Below are 18,431 nucleotides of genomic sequence, written 5' to 3'. Positions count from 1 at the left end.
AGGGAACAACCACCACCTTTCTTTAAGGAAATAAACCGCACAAAAAAAAGCGCACGCCGTTGTACGCCTGGAAACTACAGGATCTGGCTGAGGAACAACTTGGCCCGGTCGTGGGTGGGCGCCGTAAAGAAATGCTCCGGAGTCCCCTCCTCGACGATGCGGCCGGCATCCATGAAGATGACACGGTCGGCGACCTCGCGGGCAAACCCCATCTCGTGGGTAACCACCGCCATAGTCATCCCTTCCCGGGCAACACCCTTCATAACGTCCAAGACCTCGCCGATCATCTCCGGGTCGAGTGCCGAGGTCGGCTCATCGAACAGGAGCATCTTGGGATCCATGGCGAGCGAGCGGGCAATCGCCACGCGCTGCTGCTGACCTCCGGAGAGTTTCCCCGGATAGGCCTTCGCCTTCTCGGCAAGCCCTACCCTCTCCAGTAGCGCCATGGCGCGCTCCTCGGCCTCCTGCCGCGAGCGCTTGCGCACCACGACCTGGGCCAGGGTCAGGTTCTCCAGCACGGTCTTGTGCGGGAAGAGGTTGAAGGACTGGAACACCATCCCGACCTCTTCGCGGATCTTGGTGATGTCGGTCTTTTGATCGTTGATGTCGATGCCGTCCACCAGAATGCGCCCGCGGTCGATGACCTCGAGCCGGTTGATGGAGCGCAACAGGGTCGATTTTCCCGAACCCGACGGACCGATGATGACGACCTTCTCGCCGTCGAACACGTCGAAGGAGACCCGATCCAGTGCCTTGAAGGAGCCATAGATCTTGACGATCTCGGTGGCCTCTACCATTTTCCGTTTATTTGTTGACACTGACACGCTCCTCCAGTACGCCGATGATCTTCGAGAAGAACAACGTGATGATCAGGTACACCAGCGCAATGACCGTGTAGGTCTCGAAATAGGTAAAGGATTCGGAGGCGAATTCGCGGCCGCGGCGCAGCAGGTCGGCGACGGCGATGATCGACACCAGCGAGGAGTCCTTCAAAAGTGCGATGAACTCGTTACCCACCGGCGGCAGGATCACCTTGACGGCCTGCGGCAAAATGACATGAAGCATGGTCTGACGACCGTTCATGCCGAGCGAGAGAGCGGCCTCGGTCTGCCCCTTGGCGATCGATTCGATGCCCGCGCGCACCACCTCGCCCATGTACGCGCCATAGCACACGGCCATGGCGATAATGGCGGAAAGGATTGCGGGAACCTTCACCACGCGACCGAGCGCGTAGTAAATGTAGAAGATCTGCACGAGGAGCGGGATGCCGCGGATGATCTCGACGTAGAGCGACGCGAGACCGTTGAAGATCCGGTTCTTGGAGATCCTGCCCAGGCCGGTGATGAGGCCGAGCACGATCGCCAGGCAGATCGCCCCGAGGGTCACCTGGAAGGTCACCAGGATGCCGTCGGGAACGAACTTGAGAATGTTGAAGTAGGGGTCGGGTTTGCTGTACGCGAGATAGCCGAGGCCGCCTATGGCTCCGAAAAAGGCGATCCGCCAGGCGGTAAAGAGGCCCAAGTCACTTTTGCGCGGGATGGCTGCGCCGTCTCCCACATCGATAATTTGCTTCTTTGCTTCGTTAGTCATCAGTTTCTATTGCCATCCCCACAGGTTACGATGAATTTCGAGGTATCGATACTGAAACCGGATATACAAGTGCGGTACGGCTCAGTATCGTACTGAACCGCACCGCATTTGATTCACACGGTCAGTCGAAGCTAAGGACTACTTGAGCCATTTCTTCCTGAGCTGCTCGTCGATTTTCTTTTTCTTGACTGCGTCGATCCCTTTGTTGATCAGGGCAACCAGATCCTTGTTGCCTTTCTTCACCACGATGCCATAGGCCTCTTTGGTGAACGGCTTGCCAACGATCTTGAACTTCTGGTTGTACTCTTTTTTCTGCAGAGCGTAGATGATGGCGGTCGGCTCGTCGCAGACCACGCCGGACACGCGGCCAGCAGCCATGTCCTCGAAGGCCAGACCGACTTCGTCATAGGTCTTCAGTTCCACGCCAGCGACTTTCTTGACTTCCAGGGCACCGGTGGTGCCGATCTGGGCGCCGACTTTCTTCCCTTTCAGGTCAGCGACCTTGGACCCCTTCTCGGTTTTGGGAACGATCAGGACCTGGCCAGCGTTGATGTAGGGCTTGGAGAAGTCGTACTTGGCTTTGCGCTCGTCGGTGATGGTGACGGAGGAGATGATGGCGTCGTACTGACCAGCCTCAACGCCGGCGAAGATGCCATCCCAAGCGGTATTCTTGAAGGTCACCTTGAAACCGGCTTCCTTGGCTACTGCGTTCATGAAGTCGATGTCGAAGCCGACGATCTGCTTGTTGGCGTCGACCATCTCCATCGGCGGCCAGGTGGCATCGGTTGCCACGGTCACTTCTTTGGGGGCGGCCAGGGCCCCAGTTGCGAAAATGCCGGTCAGCGCCAGCACAGCTGCCATGATACGGAACGATTTCATGCTTCCCCCTTGCACGTTTTTAGATTAGGCAGAACACACCTGTTTACATTTTGCGGGATACTATTAAAGAAATTTCCTGCAGTTGTCAACTAACTAATCAGAATAGTTCTTGCAACTAAATTTAGAATATGTTAACCATATGGTCACAATTGTGTGAATTCAAGGTCTTGTAACGTCAAATTTAGGTTGTGGCAGATGAAAAAATTTCGGGCTGCGTTGTTTTTGTTGATCACGACATTCTTCTGGGGTGTCGGCTTTACCATTGTGAAGGATGCGATCAATCGGGTTGACGTTTTTATCTTCCTTTCCCAGAGGTTTTTATTAGCATCACTCCTAATGCTTCCTTGGTTTACTTTAAGACTAAATAGATTTAACGTATCAACATTAATCAGCGGCACTGTCCTCGGAACCCTGCTGTTCGGTGCCTATGCCTTCCAAACCGTCGGTCTCAAGTACACCTCTGCTTCCAATGCCGCCTTTCTAACCGGGCTCAATGTGGTACTGGTTCCGGTTTTCGATGCCTTCTTCTTCCGAACGCCGATCGGCCGTAGTATCAAGTGGGGAGTTTCCTTGGCGCTGGTGGGCCTCTTTCTGCTCTGCGGCAACGGCCAGCTCAGTTTCAACGTCGGCGACGTCCTGGGTGCCACCTGCGGTGCCTGTGTCGCGCTCCACGTTATCCTCACCGGCAGGTTCGCCCGTAAGGCCGATAGCGACGTTTACCTGTTGACCACGGTGCAGCTCACCACCGTGGGCCTCTGGAGTTTGGCCTGCGCTGGTGGCAAGGCGCCCCAGGCCTTTGTCTGGTATCCTGAGCTGTTCTGGACCCTGGTAATCTGTGTCGTGATCGCAACCGTCTTCGCCTTTTTGGTACAAACCTCGATGCAACGCTACATCAGCCCTTCCCACACCGCTCTCATCTTTTGCACGGAACCGGTATTCGGCGCAGCCTACGCGTACTTCGCCGCCGGCGAGCGCCTCGGCCCCTACGGATACCTCGGTGCAGCCCTTATCCTGGTAGGGATGATCGTGTCCGAGTTGCTGACGGACGAACCTGCTGGCGCCCCGGAGCTTGCAGCTGTTCCTGAAGGCTAACGCCCCTACCCCGCCACTTTGTACATTCCCCACACCGGAATTTTTCCCTCTTCTTGACCAGACGATGCATGGCGCACGCTCAAGTGATGCTTCAAAGGTGCGCTGGCAAGCATATTTATCCCGCCTAAACAAATGATTGTTAGCCAGGGTCATTCATGCTAATAAAGTTGGGACCACGGCTATGACAGGAGGGATGCGTGAAAGAGAGAGTTAATGCTGCGGGGCAACCGCTGAAGTACCATTTTGCCAGTGACAACTATGCCGGAATCTGCGCCGAAGCATGGCAGGCGATGGAAGAGGCTAATCGCGGTCTGGCCTGTTCCTACGGCGACGACGCCTGGACCGAGAAAGCCTGCGAGCAGATCCGCGAACTTTTCGAGACTGACTGCGAGATCTATTTCGTCTTTAACGGCACCGCCGCAAATTCCCTGGCGCTTGCCTCTATGTGCAAGTCGTACCACTCCATCGTCTGCCACGAAATGGCACACGTGGAAACGGATGAGTGCGGTGCCCCGGAGTTCTTCTCCAACGGCACCAAAATGCTCCTCGTACCGGGACAAAACGGCAAGATCGATCTGGATGCGGTCGAGCACACCATCACCAAGCGCAGCGACATCCACTACCCGAAACCCCGGGTGTTGAGCGTGACCCAGGCAACCGAACTGGGCACCGTGTACAGCGTGGCAGAATTGCAGGCGGTAGGTGAGATGGCGCGCAAGCACGCGCTGCACGTCCACATGGACGGGGCGCGTTTTGGCAATGCAGTCGCCTCGCTGGGGGTGGAACCCAAGGAAATCACCTGGCAGGCTGGTGTTGACGTCCTAACCTTCGGCGGCACCAAGAACGGCTTTGCCGTCGGCGAGGCGGTGGTATTTTTCAACAAGGAATTGGCCTACGAGTTCGACTATCGCTGTAAGCAAGCCGGCCAACTCGCCAGCAAAATGCGGTTTTTGACTGCCCCGTGGATCAACATGCTGCAAAGCGGCGCCTGGCTTCGCAATGCCACCCAGGCCAACAACTGCGCCCGCTTGCTGGAAACCGAGGTGAAGAAGATTCCGGGGGTGAGCATCATGTTCCCCAGCCAGGCGAACTCGGTGTTCCTCGAGATGCCGCCGCAAGCCCTCGAGGCGTTGCGTGCCAAGGGATGGCACTTCTACACCTTTATCGGTGCCGGTGGCGGCAGGTTCATGTGTTCCTGGGACACCAAGGTGGAAGAAGTGGCCGCTCTGGTGCAGGACATCAGGAGTGCGATACTGGGATAGCTGTGAGGCGGCCTTGGATATAATCCTGGCCGCCTCGCTTGTTTCATCCTTCCAAACGAACGTGTGAAAGCTTAAAGAGGAACAAGCCCAGATCTCTGCAAGCGTCCCCGCACTCACGGCGCACTGATCCGGTAAATATCCCCTTTACCGTAGTCTGCGACGTACAGTTCTCCAGACTCGTCTTCACCGAAGGTCGATATAGCAAGCCCGCTTTCCTTGACGAGCCGGGTCTTCCAGGCGCCGTCCTCGCGCTTGAGCCCCCAGATACGTCCGCTGCAGAAATCCCCGTAGAAGTAGGTTCCCTGCAACGCCTTGTGCTTCCCGCGATAGACATAGCCACCGGTAACCGAACAGTCACCTTCACCGTGACGGTACTCGGCAATCGGCATGGTCAGGCCATCTTCCTTACACCCTGGATGCCTGAAACAGCGACTTCCTTCCATGATGCTCCATCCATAATTGGCACCGGCCCCTTTACCTGCCGGCTGATAGTCAATCTCCTCTACGAGATCCTGTCCCACATCGGCGATATAGAGATCCCCGGTGCCGCGGTCGAACGAGAACCGCCACGGGTTGCGCAATCCGTAGGCCCAGATCTCGTTACCGAACGGATTTCCGGCAGGAACGGCATACGGTGCGGTAGCTCCCAAAACATCGATACGCAGCAATTTGCCGAAAAGCGTCTTAGTACTTTGCCCGTTGCGCTTGGGGTCGCCAGAACTGCCGCCATCGCCCATGCCGATGTAGAGCATCTTGTCGGGTCCAAAGACGATCTCGCCTCCGTTGTGGTTTGCGTAGGGTTGTTTGATGGTCAGAAGCCGGGTAAGGCTGTGGGCATCGGCGCGATTGGCATCTCCGCTCATCAGGCCGATACGTGCTAGGACCGTGTTGCCAATCCCTTCCTTGTTGGTGTAGTCGACGAAGAACTGCTTCCGGTGGCCGAAATCGGGCGGGAAGGCCACCCCCAAGAGGCCCTGTTCCCCGCCGTCGCGGGTGACCAGGTGGGAGATATCCAGAAACGGTGGGGAAAGCACTTGGCCGCCGTGCAGGATTCTGATCCGCCCCCCCTGTTCGACGATGAAGAGTCGGCCGCTACCGTCGGCTGCGTTGGTGATGGTGGTTGGATGCCTGAAGCCGCCGGCTACCTTGGTGAGCACCACGGTTTCTGTGCCTTTCGCGGAGGCAGATGAACCAACAATGGGTGATTCGCATGCGCTGAGAAAGCAGCCGATGACAAGAGCTCCCAGTACAGACAGCGTTGTGGGTAGTTCAGCTTTCATGGTCGCACCTCGAAGTAATCTTAAAGTAGTGGAGCAATAGGCCTGGCATAACTCTCCTGCTTTAGGACAGATGTATTGCCTTAACTATCTCTCATCATATCAGGTTTGAGTGTGCCCGACCCTTGCTGATTGTCAAACTCCAGCGCCTCAAACGAAAAAGAGCCAGACATCAAGATGCCTGGCCCTTCCCTATTCTCCCTACTGTCCCCGCAATGTCAGGGGGTAACGACGTGATAGATGCTGCCGCCGTTGTAATCGGCAAGATAAACCTCACCTGTCTCATCCTCGCCGAATGTGGAGATCCCCAGCGTGCTGTCGTTGAGCAACGCAGTGTGCCAGGTAGTACCGGTATGCTGGGCACCCCAGATCCTACCACTGCAGAAATCGCCATAGAGGTAGGTTCCTTGTAACGCAGACGTATTGCCACGGTACACGTATCCGCCGGTGATCGCGCAGTCACCGCTGCCATGCAGGTATTCCACGACCGGCAGGGTAATGCCGGCACTGCTGCAGGAAGGATCGGCAAAACAGCGATCACCCTCCATGATGTTCCAGCCGTAGTTCGCACCACTGCCGGCCCCGGCAGGTTGGAAATTCAGCTCTTCCACGGTATTTTCCCCGACATCCGGGAGATAGAGATCACCGGTACTTCTGTCGAAGGAGAAACGCCAGGGATTGCGCAAACCGTAGCCCCAGATTTCGTTACCGAACGGATTGCCCGCGGGGATTGCATAGGGAGCGGTGCCGGACAGCACATCGAGGCGCAAGATCTTGCCGAGAAGAACCGAACGGTTCTGCCCATTCCCCAGAGGGTCCCCACTACTGCCGCCGTCGCCACTGCCGATGTACAGCAATCCATCCGGGCCGAAGGCGAGTTGGCCCCCATTGTGGTTGGCGAAGGGTTGGGGGAAGGTCAGCACCTGGCTCCTGGTGGCGGGATCTGCGCGGTCAGGGTCGGAACTGAGGGAAAAGCGGGCGATGACCGTGTTACCGAGGCCGTTACGATCGGTGTAGTTGACGTAGAAACTGTTGCGCGTGGGGAATCCTGGAGGAAATGCCAGCCCCAGGAGGCCTTCCTCTCCGCCGGACTGGTTGACAAGGTTGGATATGTCGAGAAACGGCGTGGAGGCCAGCGCCCCATTGCGGATGAACCTGATGGTGCCGCCTTGCTCCACGACGAAGAGACGACCACTGCTATCTCCCGCATTGGTGATAGTAAGCGGCCGGTTCAGGCCAGAGGCTACCTGGACCAAAGAAACGCTGGCAGGCAAGACCGGAGCAGTTACACCTGTCCCACCTGAACTGCCAGTTCCACCTGTTCCGCTGGTGCCACCCGTACCCCCTCCAGTTCCAGTTCCAGTGCCGGATCCGCCGCTGTCGGTCCCGCCCGTTCCGCCGTTACTCGAGACGGTCGTGCCGCCGCCCCCACCACCTCCGCAGGCGACGAGAGTCAGGCAAAGAAACAAAATGCCTATCAATCTAGTTGTGATACACCTGCTATCTCCCCTTTCCTCTTTCATAGTCTCACCTCATAAAGGTCGAGCCTGTAATAATCTCGATTCCTCTCCACTGAACAAAAACCAACTACTGTACAGTTTCCTCCCACAGCGAGAAATTTGTCAATGTGGTACCTACATCAATGGTTATAGTTGCACTTGAAAGAGAGAAAGCAAATAAATTGATAATAGCAGGGAGACTAATTAGTCTGCTATCAGAAATAGAAAGTGAGATGGTTTGTGGAGGTAGTTGCGAGGAGGAAATTATTCAAGAAAGGGTTTCAGTCAATCAGTAAATCATGCGATACCGGCGAGTTCGAGCCGTCCACCCCAGCGTACGATCAGCTCGGAGCGCAACCTTTGGCTTTCGGTACTGGTGAGTTCCGGATCACGTTCAACCACGGCAAACGCCTCGCGACGGGCAAGTTCCAGGACCCCGCCGTCGCGCAGGACGTCGGCAACCTTGAGGTCGGGAAGTCCCGCCTGTCGCGTGCCGAGGAAGTCACCCGGGCCGCGGATACTGAGATCAGCCTCGGCGATGACAAAACCGTCGTTACTCTGAACCATGACGTCGAGGCGCCGCGCCCCGTCTTCGGAGAGGCGGTCTCCGGCAATCAGGATGCAGCGCGAGCGTGCGCTGCCGCGCCCCACCCGGCCACGCAGCTGGTGCAGTTGCGAGAGGCCGAAACGTTCGGCGTGCTCGATAACCATCACAGTGGCGTTGGGGACATCGATGCCGACCTCGATGACCGTGGTGGAAACCAGGATGTCGGTTTCCTGCGCCTTGAAGGCGATCATGACTGCCTCTTTCTCAGCCGAACTCATACGCCCGTGCAGCACCGCCACCTTGAACTCGGGGAAGATCTCCTGCGCCAGGTGCTCCGCCATCTGTACAGCGGCCTTCAGGTCGCTCTTCTCGGTCTCCTCCACCAGCGGGTAGATAACGTAGGCCTGCCTCCCCTTCCCTATCTCTTCGCGGATGGTGGCATACACCTCGCCGCGGCGTTTTTCGCGTACCACTCGCGTTTCGATGGGAGTGCGTCCCGGCGGGAGTTCGTCAATAACCGAAAGCGAGAGATCGCCAAAGACTGTCATGGACAGGGTGCGCGGAATGGGTGTTGCGGTCATGACCAGGATGTCCGGGTTGACACCTTTGCGCTTCAGGAGCGAGCGCTGCACCACGCCGAAACGGTGCTGCTCGTCGATGATGCCGAGGCCCAGCTTTTTGAACTCGACCTTTTCCTGGATAACCGCATGGGTGCCGACCACGATCTGGGTGGCACCGGTGGCAATTTTCTCGAGCGTGTCGTTTTTACCCTTCACGCTGGCGGTCAACAAAGCCACGGAAATCCCCAGCTTCTCGCAGTACCCGTGGATATTCAGGAAGTGCTGTTCCGCCAGAAGTTCGGTCGGGGCCATGATGGCCACCTGGTAGTCATTTTCGACGCAGATGAGGGCAGCCATGAGCGCCACCAGCGTCTTGCCGCACCCCACGTCTCCCTGCACCAGCCGATGCATCGGGTGCGGGGCCATCATGTCTTCCTTGATCTCGGAGAGCACGCGCCTTTGGGCGTTGGTGAGACTGAAAGGAAGCAGCTTGAGCAACTCCTTGGTGTAGCGGTGCGTGACGTTGAAACTGATGCCGTCTTCAACGGCGACGCCGCGCTTCTTCAAGGCCAATCCCAGCTGCAGGAAGAAGAACTCGTCGAAGGCGAGCGAGCGGTGCGCCTCGCCGCGCCCGGCGTTCAACTCTTCAACCAGGCTGTCTGGGTCGGGTGCGTGTGCCTCGCGCAGTGCGACGGGAAGCGAGAGCAGATGGTGGCGCGTCAGGACGTCTTCAGCCAGCGTGGCGGTAAGGAAGCGGCTGTAGTGCTGCACCACGTCGCGCATGATGCGCCGCATCACCTTCTGGCTCACCCCCTCGGTGAGCGGGTACACCGGCAGGATGCGCCCGAAGTTCTCAGGGTCGCGAGCCATCACCTGCGCGAGGTCCTCGCCCTCCCCGGCCCATTCCACCTCGGGATGGTGCATCTCCCGTTGCAGGCCAAACTGGGAGATTTCCCCGATGAAGATGCCGCTGCGTCCGGTGGCCCAGTTCTTCTTCATAAAGGCCGGGTGATAGTGGAACCACTTGAGGATCAGTGACCCCGTCGCGTCGCGCACCACCACTTCGAAGTAGTTGCGCCCACCCTTGCTGACCTGCGGCCCTGCCGAGACCACCGTGGCGAAGAAAGCCTCGGTCCCTCCGGGGCGCAAGCGGGCGATCTCCTTGAGCTGCCGGCGATCCTCGTACCGGTTCGGCAGTACGTAGAGTGCATCCTCGACCGTGGTGATCCCCTTCTTGCTCAAAGCTTCGGCAAGTTTGGGGCCGACCCCCTTGATAAAACGCATCGAGGTCTGCAGCTCTGGACGCCGCAGGGAGGGCGCAGGTGCTCCCGCCGCACCCGTACCAGGAGCCGGAAGTGGACTGGCTCCGCAGGTGCCTGTCCCCTTAGCCGAAGGCACGTCCGGCCTGGCTGCAGTTTGGCGACCAGCCGCCTTTTCAGCAGCGGCAGTCTTTTTATCAGTCGGTTTTTTCGGAGATTGCGGGCGAGACGTGGGTGAAATGCGCAGGGTGCCGTCCACCACCTCGAGACTCAGTTCGTCCCCGGGCTTAAGCGCCAGAGACTCCCTCAGTTCGGCCGGGAGAGTGATGGTCCCGTCTGGGGCAAGCTTGATGGTCGGCATGGGAGGAAAGAAACGGCCGGGTCAGTTGAGAACCGGACCCGGCCATAGTGGGAATTATTCGAAGAGTGCGTTCAGGTCGGTAAGGATCTCGTCGACCTTGATACCGTGGGCGTTGCAGCCCTGCTCCAGGGACTCGTTCTGAGCGCCCATGCAGCCGATGCAGCCGAGGTTGTACTTGGCGAGCACCTTCACGACATCCGGGTGCATCCTCATGACCGAAGCAAACGTCATATCTTTGGTAATCTGGCTCATCTAAAACCTCCTGTTGGTGGTGAAGCGGAAATTATCGAGCCACGGAATCACCAAGAGCACGGAGTAAATCTAAAAGATCTGCTGAAAGAAACATCCTGATGAACAACGGCCAAAAGCAAAGACTTTAGGTGTAACCCTAAAGACATTCTCGGAAGACGTTGCGGGGCCCCACCAGTATGTTGCTCTTCTCCGTGGGCTTGGTGACTCCGTGGCCATACCTGCTGCTATATTACTCGTAGCGGATCTCGAGGATCTCGTACTCTTTCAGACCGGAGGGAACGCTCACCTTCACGGTGTCGTCCAGCTTGTGACCGATCAGCGCCTTGCCTACCGGGGAGGTGCAGGAGATCTTCCCCAACTTGATGTCGGCTTCGTCCTCGCCAACGATCTTGTAGGTGATCTCTTCGTCGGTACCCGTGTCGTACACGGTAACCGTGGCACCGAAAACCACCTTGTCCGGCTTCAGGTTGGACAGGTCCACCACGTAGGCACGTGCCAGTTTGTCGCTCAGTTCGAGGATGCGGCCTTCGATGAACCCCTGACGGTTCTTGGCGGCATCGTATTCGGCGTTCTCGGACAGATCGCCATGCGACCTCGCTTCAGCGATATCCTGAATGACCTTGGGACGCTCCTCTTTGATCAGGCGTCTCAGGTCTTCCTGAAGGGCCTCATAGCTCTCCTTCGTCAACGGAACGGATTGCGACATCGGACTTACTCCTTCTTGAACTTAGTGGGGGGGCCGTGGTGCTGGCCCCCCCAGGATTTTGCATTGAATTATAGGTAAAGATACTGCGGTAATTATCGACTAAAAGCTCTTACTTCAGGTATTCCTGGATCGGTTTCACTTCCAGTTTTGACTGGGACATCGCCACAATACCATCGACTGCGGCGCGAGCGCCAGCTGCTGTTGTGTAGTAGGCAATGTTACTGATCAAGGTGTTCCTGCGGATCGAGAAGGAATCTGCTACAGCCTGTGCACCAAGCGTGGTGTTGATCACCATGCAGATCTCGTTGTTCTTGATGGCATCCACAATGTGCGGACGCCCTTCCGCTACCTTGTTAACAACCTGGACCGGTATCCCTTTTTCCTGAAGATACGTTGCGGTACCGCGAGTTGCAAGCAATTCGAAGCCCTGAGCATACAGTCTTTTTGCTGCGCTGACAATATGTTTTTTGTCAGCGTCTTTCACGCTGATGAAGACTTTTCCGGACACCGGAAGCCGTACACCGGCGCCCGCCTGGGCCTTGGCAAAGGCCTGGGCGAAGGTGGCCCCGATCCCCATGACCTCGCCGGTGGACTTCATTTCGGGTCCCAGGATGGTATCCACGCCGGGGAACTTGGCGAACGGGAAGACAGACTCTTTCACCGAGATGTGCTCGGGCACGATCTCTTCGGTGACGCCGAGTTCGGCCAGGGTCTTGCCGGCCATGACGCGGGCGGCGATCTTGGCGAGCGGCCTGCCGGTCGCCTTGGAGACGAAGGGCGAGGTGCGGGAAGCGCGCGGGTTCACCTCGAGGATGTAGATGTCCTTCCCTTTCACGGCGAACTGCACGTTCATGAGCCCTTTGACGCCCAACTCTAGCGCCATCACCTTGGTCTGGCGGCGGATCTCGTCGATGATCTCCGGGTCGATGGAGTACGGCGGCAGCGAGCAGGCCGAGTCGCCGGAGTGGATGCCGGCTTCCTCGATGTGCTCCATGATCCCGCCGATCACCGCGACCTGGCCGTCGCACAGGGCGTCGACATCGATCTCGATCGCCTCGTCGAGGAACTTGTCGATCAGGATCGGGTGTTCCGGCGAGGCCTGCACTGCGGTGTGCATGTAGCGGCGCAGGTTATCCACGTCGTAGACGATCTCCATGGCCCGGCCGCCGAGAACGTAGGAGGGGCGTACCACCACGGGGTAACCGATGCGCTGGGCGACGGCCTCGGCCTCCTCGAAGGAGCGTGCGGTGCCGTTTTCGGGCTGGCGCAGGTTGAGTTTCTGCAGCATCTCCTGGAAGCGCTCGCGGTCCTCGGCGCGGTCGATCGCGTCGGGCGAGGTGCCGATGATGGGTACCCCGGCCTTCTCAAGCGCCACGGCGAGTTTCAGCGGGGTCTGCCCGCCGAACTGGACGATGACGCCGGTCGGCTTTTCTACTTCGACGATGTTCAGCACGTCCTCGTAGGTGAGCGGTTCGAAGTAGAGGCGGTCCGAGGTGTCGTAGTCGGTGGAGACGGTCTCCGGGTTGCAGTTGACCATGATGGTCTCGTAGCCGTCATCGGCAAGCGCGAACACGCCGTGCACGCAGCAGTAGTCAAATTCGATCCCCTGGCCGATACGGTTCGGGCCGCCACCTAAAATCATGATCTTCTTCTTGTTGGTCGGCTCGGCCTCGCACTCCTCCTCGTAGGTCGAGTAGAGGTACGGGGTGTGCGCCACGAACTCGGCGGCGCAGGTGTCGACCCGCTTGAAGACCGGCTTGATGCCGGCGCCCTGGCGCAGTGCGCGCACCTTCACCTCGGAGAGGTTCCAGAGCTGGCCCAGGTACTTGTCGGAGAAGCCGAAACGCTTGGCGTCCCAGAAGATCTCTTTCTGGCTCTCGTTGCTCTCAGCCTCGATCTGGAGCTGCTTCAGCTCCTCTTCCTTCTCGATGATCTGGCGGATGTTGTGCAGGAACCACTGGTCGATGCCGGTGAGGGCGAAGATCTCGTCCACGGTCATGCCGCAGCGGAAGGCGTCGCCCACGTACCAGACGCGGTCGCAGTTGGGGGTTCTCAGCTTGTCGTTGAGGAGCGCGCGTTCTTTTTCGCTCAGCCCGCGGCGGGTGTCGCCGCCCACGCCGAAGAAGCGGGACTCGAAACCGCAGGAGCCGATTTCCAGCGAGCGGAGCGCCTTCTGGAAGGACTCCTTGAAGGTGCGGCCGATGGACATCACCTCACCCACCGATTTCATCTGGGTGGTGAGCGTCGCGTCGGCTGCCGGGAACTTCTCGAAGGTGAAGCGCGGAATCTTGGTCACCACGTAGTCGATGGTCGGCTCGAAGCAGGCCGGGGTTTCCTTGGTGATGTCGTTGGTGATCTCGTCCAGGGTGTAGCCGACGGCGAGCTTCGCGGCGATCTTCGCGATCGGGAAACCGGTGGCCTTGGAGGCGAGCGCCGAGGAGCGCGAGACGCGCGGGTTCATCTCGATGACCACCAGGCGGCCGTTTTTCGGGTTGATGCCGAACTGGATGTTGGAACCGCCGGTGTCGACGCCGATCTCGCGGATGATCTTAAGCGAGGCGTCGCGCAGGATCTGGTATTCCTTATCGGTCAGCGTCTGGGCAGGTGCGACAGTGATGGAGTCACCGGTATGCACCCCCATCGGGTCGAAGTTCTCGATGGAGCAGATGATCACCACGTTGTCGGCGGTGTCGCGCATCACCTCGAGCTCGTACTCCTTCCAGCCGATCAGCGACTCTTCGACCAGGATCTCGTTGGTCGGCGAGGCGTCGATGCCCGCCATGGACATGCGCTCCCACTCTTCCATGTTGTAGGCGATGCCGCCGCCGGTGCCCCCCAGGGTGAAGGAGGGGCGGATGATCGCCGGGAAGCCGACGTGCTTGATCACCTCCATCGCCTCAGCGTAGTTGTGGGCGAGGCCAGAGCGCGGAATGCCGAGGCCGATCTTCTGCATGGCCTCCTTGAACAGGGTGCGGTCCTCGGCCTTCTTGATGGCCGGCAGCTTGGCGCCGATGAGCTCCACGCCGAACTTCTCCAGCGTGCCGTTCTCGGCCACGGCAACGGCCGTGTTCAGGGCGGTCTGGCCGCCCAGCGTGGGGAGCACCGCGTCCGGGCGTTCCTTCTCGATGATGGCTGCGAGGATTTCCGGCGTCACCGGTTCGATATAGGTGCGGTCTGCGAAGTCCGGGTCCGTCATGATGGTGGCCGGGTTCGAGTTCAAAAGCACCACCTGGTAGCCCTCTTCCTTGAGCGCCTTGCAGGCCTGGGTACCCGAGTAGTCGAACTCGCAGGCCTGCCCGATGACGATCGGACCTGCGCCGATGATGAGGATCTTCTGGATGTCTGTACGTTTGGGCATTCAACTATCTCCTTCAGTAGGGCGGCGAACCGCCTTTAAAAACTTTAAAATGCATTTAGACGCGGAAGTGGCCGGGAACCAAGGCAAAAAAGCCTTATAAAACCGAGTATTTGGGGTAACCATAACTCTTTGTCTGATCCGGCAGTTTTGCCCTGGTTTCCGGAATTTTCCGCGTGCCGATTATCAGGTTTCTTCCGGCTCGTCCTGCACCCAGCCGTTTTCCAGTCCCGCTTCTTCCAGCGCCTCGACGGCTTCCCCGTACTCTTCGTTGGTGACCCGCCGCTCGATGCCGGGGGTCTGGGTCGCCTGGTGGGCCGGGAAGTACTGACTCATCAACGCGATATGGGTCTCGGACCCGAAGTTGTCGGCGATGTAGCGCAGCGTTTCCGGGCTCCCCGCCCTCCCCTCGGGCAGCACCAGGTGGCGGATGATGAGCCCCTTTACCCCGATGCCGTCCTCGTCGCACTCGAGATGACCAACCTGGCGCAGCATCTCGGCGACCGCCAGCCGGTTCGCACCGGTGTAGCCGGGAGCGCCGGAGAGCTGGCGCGCCTGTTCTTCCTCGGTGTACTTCATGTCCGGCAGGTAGATGTCCACCACGCCGTCCAGAAGCTCCAGGGTATCCACCCTCTCGTAGCCGCTCGTGTTCCAGACCAGGGGGATACTGAACCCCATCGGGATCGCCAGGTAGAGCGCCGCGAGAATCTGCGGGGTCAAGTGGGTCGGCGTCACGAAGTTTATGTTGTGCGCCCCGCGCTTTTGCAACCCAACCATCTTCTCGGCCAGTTGCAGCGTGGTGAGCGTGGTGCCGTTGTGCTGCTGGCTGATCGGGAAGTTCTGGCAGAACCGGCACTTCAAGGTGCAGCCCGACAAAAAGATCGTTCCCGAACCGCGGTTGCCCGAGATGGGCGGTTCCTCGCCGCGGTGGATGTTGGCCGAGGCGATGCGCGGCCGGTACCCCGCGCCGCAGATGCCAAGCTTGCCAGCCAGACGGTTCACACCGCAGGCATGCGGGCAGATGTCACAAGACTTAAGCCGGGCATAGGCGGTCTTGACCCGCTTCAGCAACTCGCCGCTTTCGTACAGTTTTTTGAAGTGCATGCTTCCTATGACCTCCCCCTCACCTAAGTGAAGGGGGGCGGGGGGCTACAACATCAGCACACGGTAAAGCCAGGAAATCAAATCAAACCAACCGGATCAGGTCAAGAAGCGGGTTTTGCCCAAGCCTTCTTTTATCGAGCAGTTTTGCTTTGGTTTCCGGCTCCTTCCGTGTGCCATGTCTTTAAACATTCTGAACCTGTTATTTCTTGAACTTCTCCATCATCTCCACGAACCGGTCGAAAAGGTAGTGCGAGTCGTGGGGACCCGGGGAAGCCTCGGGGTGGTGCTGCACCGAGAAGATCGGGAGTTCCTTGTGCCCCATACCCTCCACGGTCTGGTCGTTCAGGTTCTCGTGCCCCAACTTACAGGCGTGGGAGAGCGACAGGATGTCCACCGAGAAGCCGTGGTTCTGGGCGGTGATCTCCACCTTGCGGGTCGCCATGTCCATGACCGGGAGGTTGGAGCCGTGGTTACCGAACTTGAGCTTGATGGTGCGGCCACCCAGGGCAAGGCCCAGGAGCTGGTGCCCGAGGCAGATGCCGAAGATCGGTTTCTTGCCGACGAACTGCTTGATGTTCTCGATGACCTCTTTCATCGGCTCCGGGTCGCCCGGGCCGTTGGAGAGGAAGATGCCGTCCGGGTTCATGGCAAGCGCCGCTTCGGCCGGGAAGGTCGCCGGCACCACGGTGACGTCGCAGCCGGCGGAGACCAGGCAGCGCAGGATGTTCAGCTTGATCCCGAAGTCGTAGGCGACCACCTTGTACTTGAGATCCTTCCGGTCCACCTGCGGGTAACCGCTCTCCAGGTCCCAGAGCCCCTCGGTCCAGTGGTAGGGAGCAGCGCAGGTGACGCCAGTGGCGAGATCGAGGCCCGACATCGAGGGGATGGCGCGCGCCTTCTTGACGAGGCTCTCCGGATCGAAGTCGATGGTGGAGATGATGCCGTTCTGGGCACCCTTGTCGCGCAGGTGACGGGTCAGGGCGCGGGTGTCGATCCCCTGGATCCCCACCACGCCGTGCTCCTTCAGGTAGGCGTCCAGGCTCATGGTGGCGCGCCAGTTGGAGTAGCAATCAAGATACTCCCTGACGATGAAGCCCGAGAGGTAGAGCTGGTTGCTCTCGATATCCTCCGGGTTGATCCCGGTGTTGCCGATCTGCGTATAGGTCATGGTGACCATCTGCCCCTTGTACGAGGGGTCGGTCAGCACTTCCTGGTATCCCGACATGGCGGTGTTGAAGACAACCTCGCCCGAAGTTTCGCCCGTTGCACCGAAGGCCTTTCCCATAAAGATCCGGCCATCTGCCAGAGCAAGTACTGCTTTCATGTAGTTCTCCCGATCGTATATTGCTTGCGCCGCCCCTAGAGAGGCGACTGTCACCTAAATACTAAATCCCTTTGTGTACGACCTGCCCCTTCACGATGGTGTAGGCCGCGGCACCCTTCATCTGCCAGCCGATAAACGGCGAGTTCTTCGACTTGGTCTCCAGCTTCTCGGCCAGCACCGTCCACTGCTTGTTCGGATCGATGACCGTCACGTCGCCGACCGCACCCGGCTTCAAAGTCCCGCGATCGATACCGAGGATCTTCGCGGGGTTGCAAGACATGGCTGCAACCAGTTGCTGAAGGTCGAGCACCCCTTCTTCGACCAGCTTGAGCGAGAGCGGCAGCGAGGTCTCCAGGCCGACGATGCCGTTCATGGCCAGGTTGAACTCGACGTCCTTCTCGTCCAGGTGGTGCGGAGCGTGGTCGGTTGCGATGGCGTCGATGGTCCCGTCGGCAAGAGCTGCCTTCATGGCGGCCTTGTCGGCCTCGCCCCTCAGCGGCGGATTCATCTTGGCGTTGGTGTTGTAGCCGCGCACCGCCTCGTCGGTCAGGGTGAAGTAGTGCGGAGCGGTCTCGCAGGTCACCTGCACCCCGCGCGCCTTGGCGTTGCGGATGATGCGGGCGGAACCCTCGGTGGAGATGTGGGCGATGTGCACCGGGGAACCGGTGAACTCGGCCAGGTACACGTCGCGCGCCACGGCGATGTCTTCGGCAGCCCAGGGGATCCCTTTCAGGCCGAGCTCGGTGGAGACGTACCCTTCGTTCATCACCCCCTCGCCTACCAGCGAGAGGTCCTCGGAGTGGCAGATCACCGCAATGCCCACGCCTTTGGCGTATTCCAGGGCGCGGCGCATCAGTTCGGTGTTGCAGACCGGCTTGCCGTCGTCGGAGACCGCCACGCAGCCGGCTTCCTTCATCTCGCCCATCTCGGCCAGGGTATCTCCCTTGCTCCCCTGGGTGATGGCACCGACCGGGAAGATGTTGACGAGCGCCTCGTTGCGCGCCTTGTTCAGGATGTAGGAGGTGACCGCCTTGTTGTCGATGACCGGCTTGGTGTTCGGCATGCAGGCGAGCGAGGTGAAGCCGCCGGCCGCGGCAGCGCGGCTGCCGGTGGCGATGTCTTCCTTGTACTCGAGGCCGGGATCGCGCAGATGCACGTGCATGTCGATGAGCCCCGGAGTCACGACAAGTCCGGCGGCGTCGATGGTCTCGGTCCCTTCCGGAGCGGCCAAGCCGGTGCCGAGTTCCAGCACCACGCCATCGGCGATGAGAACGTCCATTATTGCATCAATCCCCTGGGAGGGGTCAACCACGCGCCCGCCTTTTATCAACACATTCATCTCGAAGCACCTCGCTAAGAACCGG

The 18,431-nt window shown here is 59.2% G+C and carries 14 protein-coding genes; 2 read left to right on the top strand and 12 right to left on the bottom strand.

The genetic code is table 11. The annotated features are described in order from the left end of the window. Nucleotides 1-74: 74 nt before the first annotated feature. The 3 genes from H7688_RS14600 to H7688_RS14590 all read right to left on the bottom strand — a co-directional run bounded on the left by H7688_RS14600 (nt 75) and on the right by H7688_RS14590 (nt 2,469). Nucleotides 75-818 (bottom strand): amino acid ABC transporter ATP-binding protein, encoded by a 744-nt coding sequence (locus tag H7688_RS14600; protein ID WP_443093455.1) that lies wholly within the window; start codon nt 816-818, stop codon nt 75-77. Then, the gene (locus tag H7688_RS14595) at nt 805-1,590 is read right to left on the bottom strand and encodes an amino acid ABC transporter permease (protein WP_183361892.1); all 786 of its coding nucleotides are present in this window, start codon (nt 1,588-1,590) and stop codon (nt 805-807) included. The genes H7688_RS14600 and H7688_RS14595 overlap by 14 nt, the downstream gene beginning before the upstream one ends. 138 nt (nt 1,591-1,728) lie before the next feature. Further along, on the bottom strand, nt 1,729-2,469 hold the full coding sequence (locus H7688_RS14590) for a basic amino acid ABC transporter substrate-binding protein (protein ID WP_183361890.1): 741 nt from the start codon (nt 2,467-2,469) through the stop codon (nt 1,729-1,731). Between the two features lie 195 nt (nt 2,470-2,664). Here H7688_RS14590 and H7688_RS14585 point away from each other — a divergent pair, with 195 nt between their 5' ends. Both H7688_RS14585 and H7688_RS14580 read left to right on the top strand, forming a co-directional pair. Beyond that, the gene (locus tag H7688_RS14585) at nt 2,665-3,561 is read left to right on the top strand and encodes a DMT family transporter (protein ID WP_183361889.1); all 897 of its coding nucleotides are present in this window, start codon (nt 2,665-2,667) and stop codon (nt 3,559-3,561) included. 197 nt (nt 3,562-3,758) lie between these two features. Then, a complete protein-coding gene (locus H7688_RS14580; protein WP_246329818.1) occupies nt 3,759-4,823 on the top strand; it encodes a threonine aldolase family protein in 1,065 nt (354 codons plus the stop codon). Nucleotides 4,824-4,936: 113 nt separating this feature from the next. Here H7688_RS14580 and H7688_RS14575 read toward each other — a convergent pair whose 3' ends face one another. From H7688_RS14575 to H7688_RS14535, 9 genes are all read right to left on the bottom strand, one after another. Beyond that, nucleotides 4,937-6,103, bottom strand: a complete 1,167-nt coding sequence (locus H7688_RS14575) for a PQQ-dependent sugar dehydrogenase (protein ID WP_183361888.1) — start codon at nt 6,101-6,103, stop codon at nt 4,937-4,939. Between the two features lie 215 nt (nt 6,104-6,318). Further along, on the bottom strand, nt 6,319-7,374 hold the full coding sequence (locus tag H7688_RS14570) for a PQQ-dependent sugar dehydrogenase (RefSeq protein WP_246329817.1): 1,056 nt from the start codon (nt 7,372-7,374) through the stop codon (nt 6,319-6,321). 522 nt (nt 7,375-7,896) lie between these two features. Then, nucleotides 7,897-10,326, bottom strand: a complete 2,430-nt coding sequence (gene recG / locus H7688_RS14565) for an ATP-dependent DNA helicase RecG (protein ID WP_183361886.1) — start codon at nt 10,324-10,326, stop codon at nt 7,897-7,899. Between the two features lie 54 nt (nt 10,327-10,380). Then, nucleotides 10,381-10,578: a DUF1858 domain-containing protein gene (locus H7688_RS14560; protein ID WP_183361885.1), complete on the bottom strand. Its 198-nt coding sequence runs from the start codon at nt 10,576-10,578 to the stop codon at nt 10,381-10,383. Nucleotides 10,579-10,807: 229 nt separating this feature from the next. Continuing rightward, nucleotides 10,808-11,284 (bottom strand): transcription elongation factor GreA, encoded by a 477-nt coding sequence (greA, locus tag H7688_RS14555; RefSeq protein ID WP_183361884.1) that lies wholly within the window; start codon nt 11,282-11,284, stop codon nt 10,808-10,810. A 109-nt stretch (nt 11,285-11,393) separates the two neighbouring features. Then, complete coding sequence (gene carB / locus H7688_RS14550; protein ID WP_183361883.1) at nt 11,394-14,642, bottom strand: carbamoyl-phosphate synthase large subunit; 3,249 nt, start codon at nt 14,640-14,642, stop codon at nt 11,394-11,396. A 183-nt stretch (nt 14,643-14,825) separates the two neighbouring features. After that, nucleotides 14,826-15,743 (bottom strand): radical SAM protein, encoded by a 918-nt coding sequence (locus H7688_RS14545; protein ID WP_183361882.1) that lies wholly within the window; start codon nt 15,741-15,743, stop codon nt 14,826-14,828. Between the two features lie 199 nt (nt 15,744-15,942). Then, entirely contained in the window at nt 15,943-17,067 is a 1,125-nt protein-coding gene (gene carA, locus H7688_RS14540) for a glutamine-hydrolyzing carbamoyl-phosphate synthase small subunit (protein WP_183361881.1), read from the bottom strand. A gap of 61 nt (nt 17,068-17,128) precedes the next feature. Next, nucleotides 17,129-18,406, bottom strand: a complete 1,278-nt coding sequence (locus tag H7688_RS14535; protein WP_183361880.1) for a dihydroorotase — start codon at nt 18,404-18,406, stop codon at nt 17,129-17,131. Between the last annotated feature and the right edge of the window lie 25 nt (nt 18,407-18,431).

It is taken from the genome of Geomonas limicola (assembly GCF_014193675.1).
GTDB lineage: Bacteria > Desulfobacterota > Desulfuromonadia > Geobacterales > Geobacteraceae > Geomonas > Geomonas limicola.
Note: the sequence above shows the minus strand (reverse complement) of the source record. Positions and strands in the feature narration are given on the sequence as shown.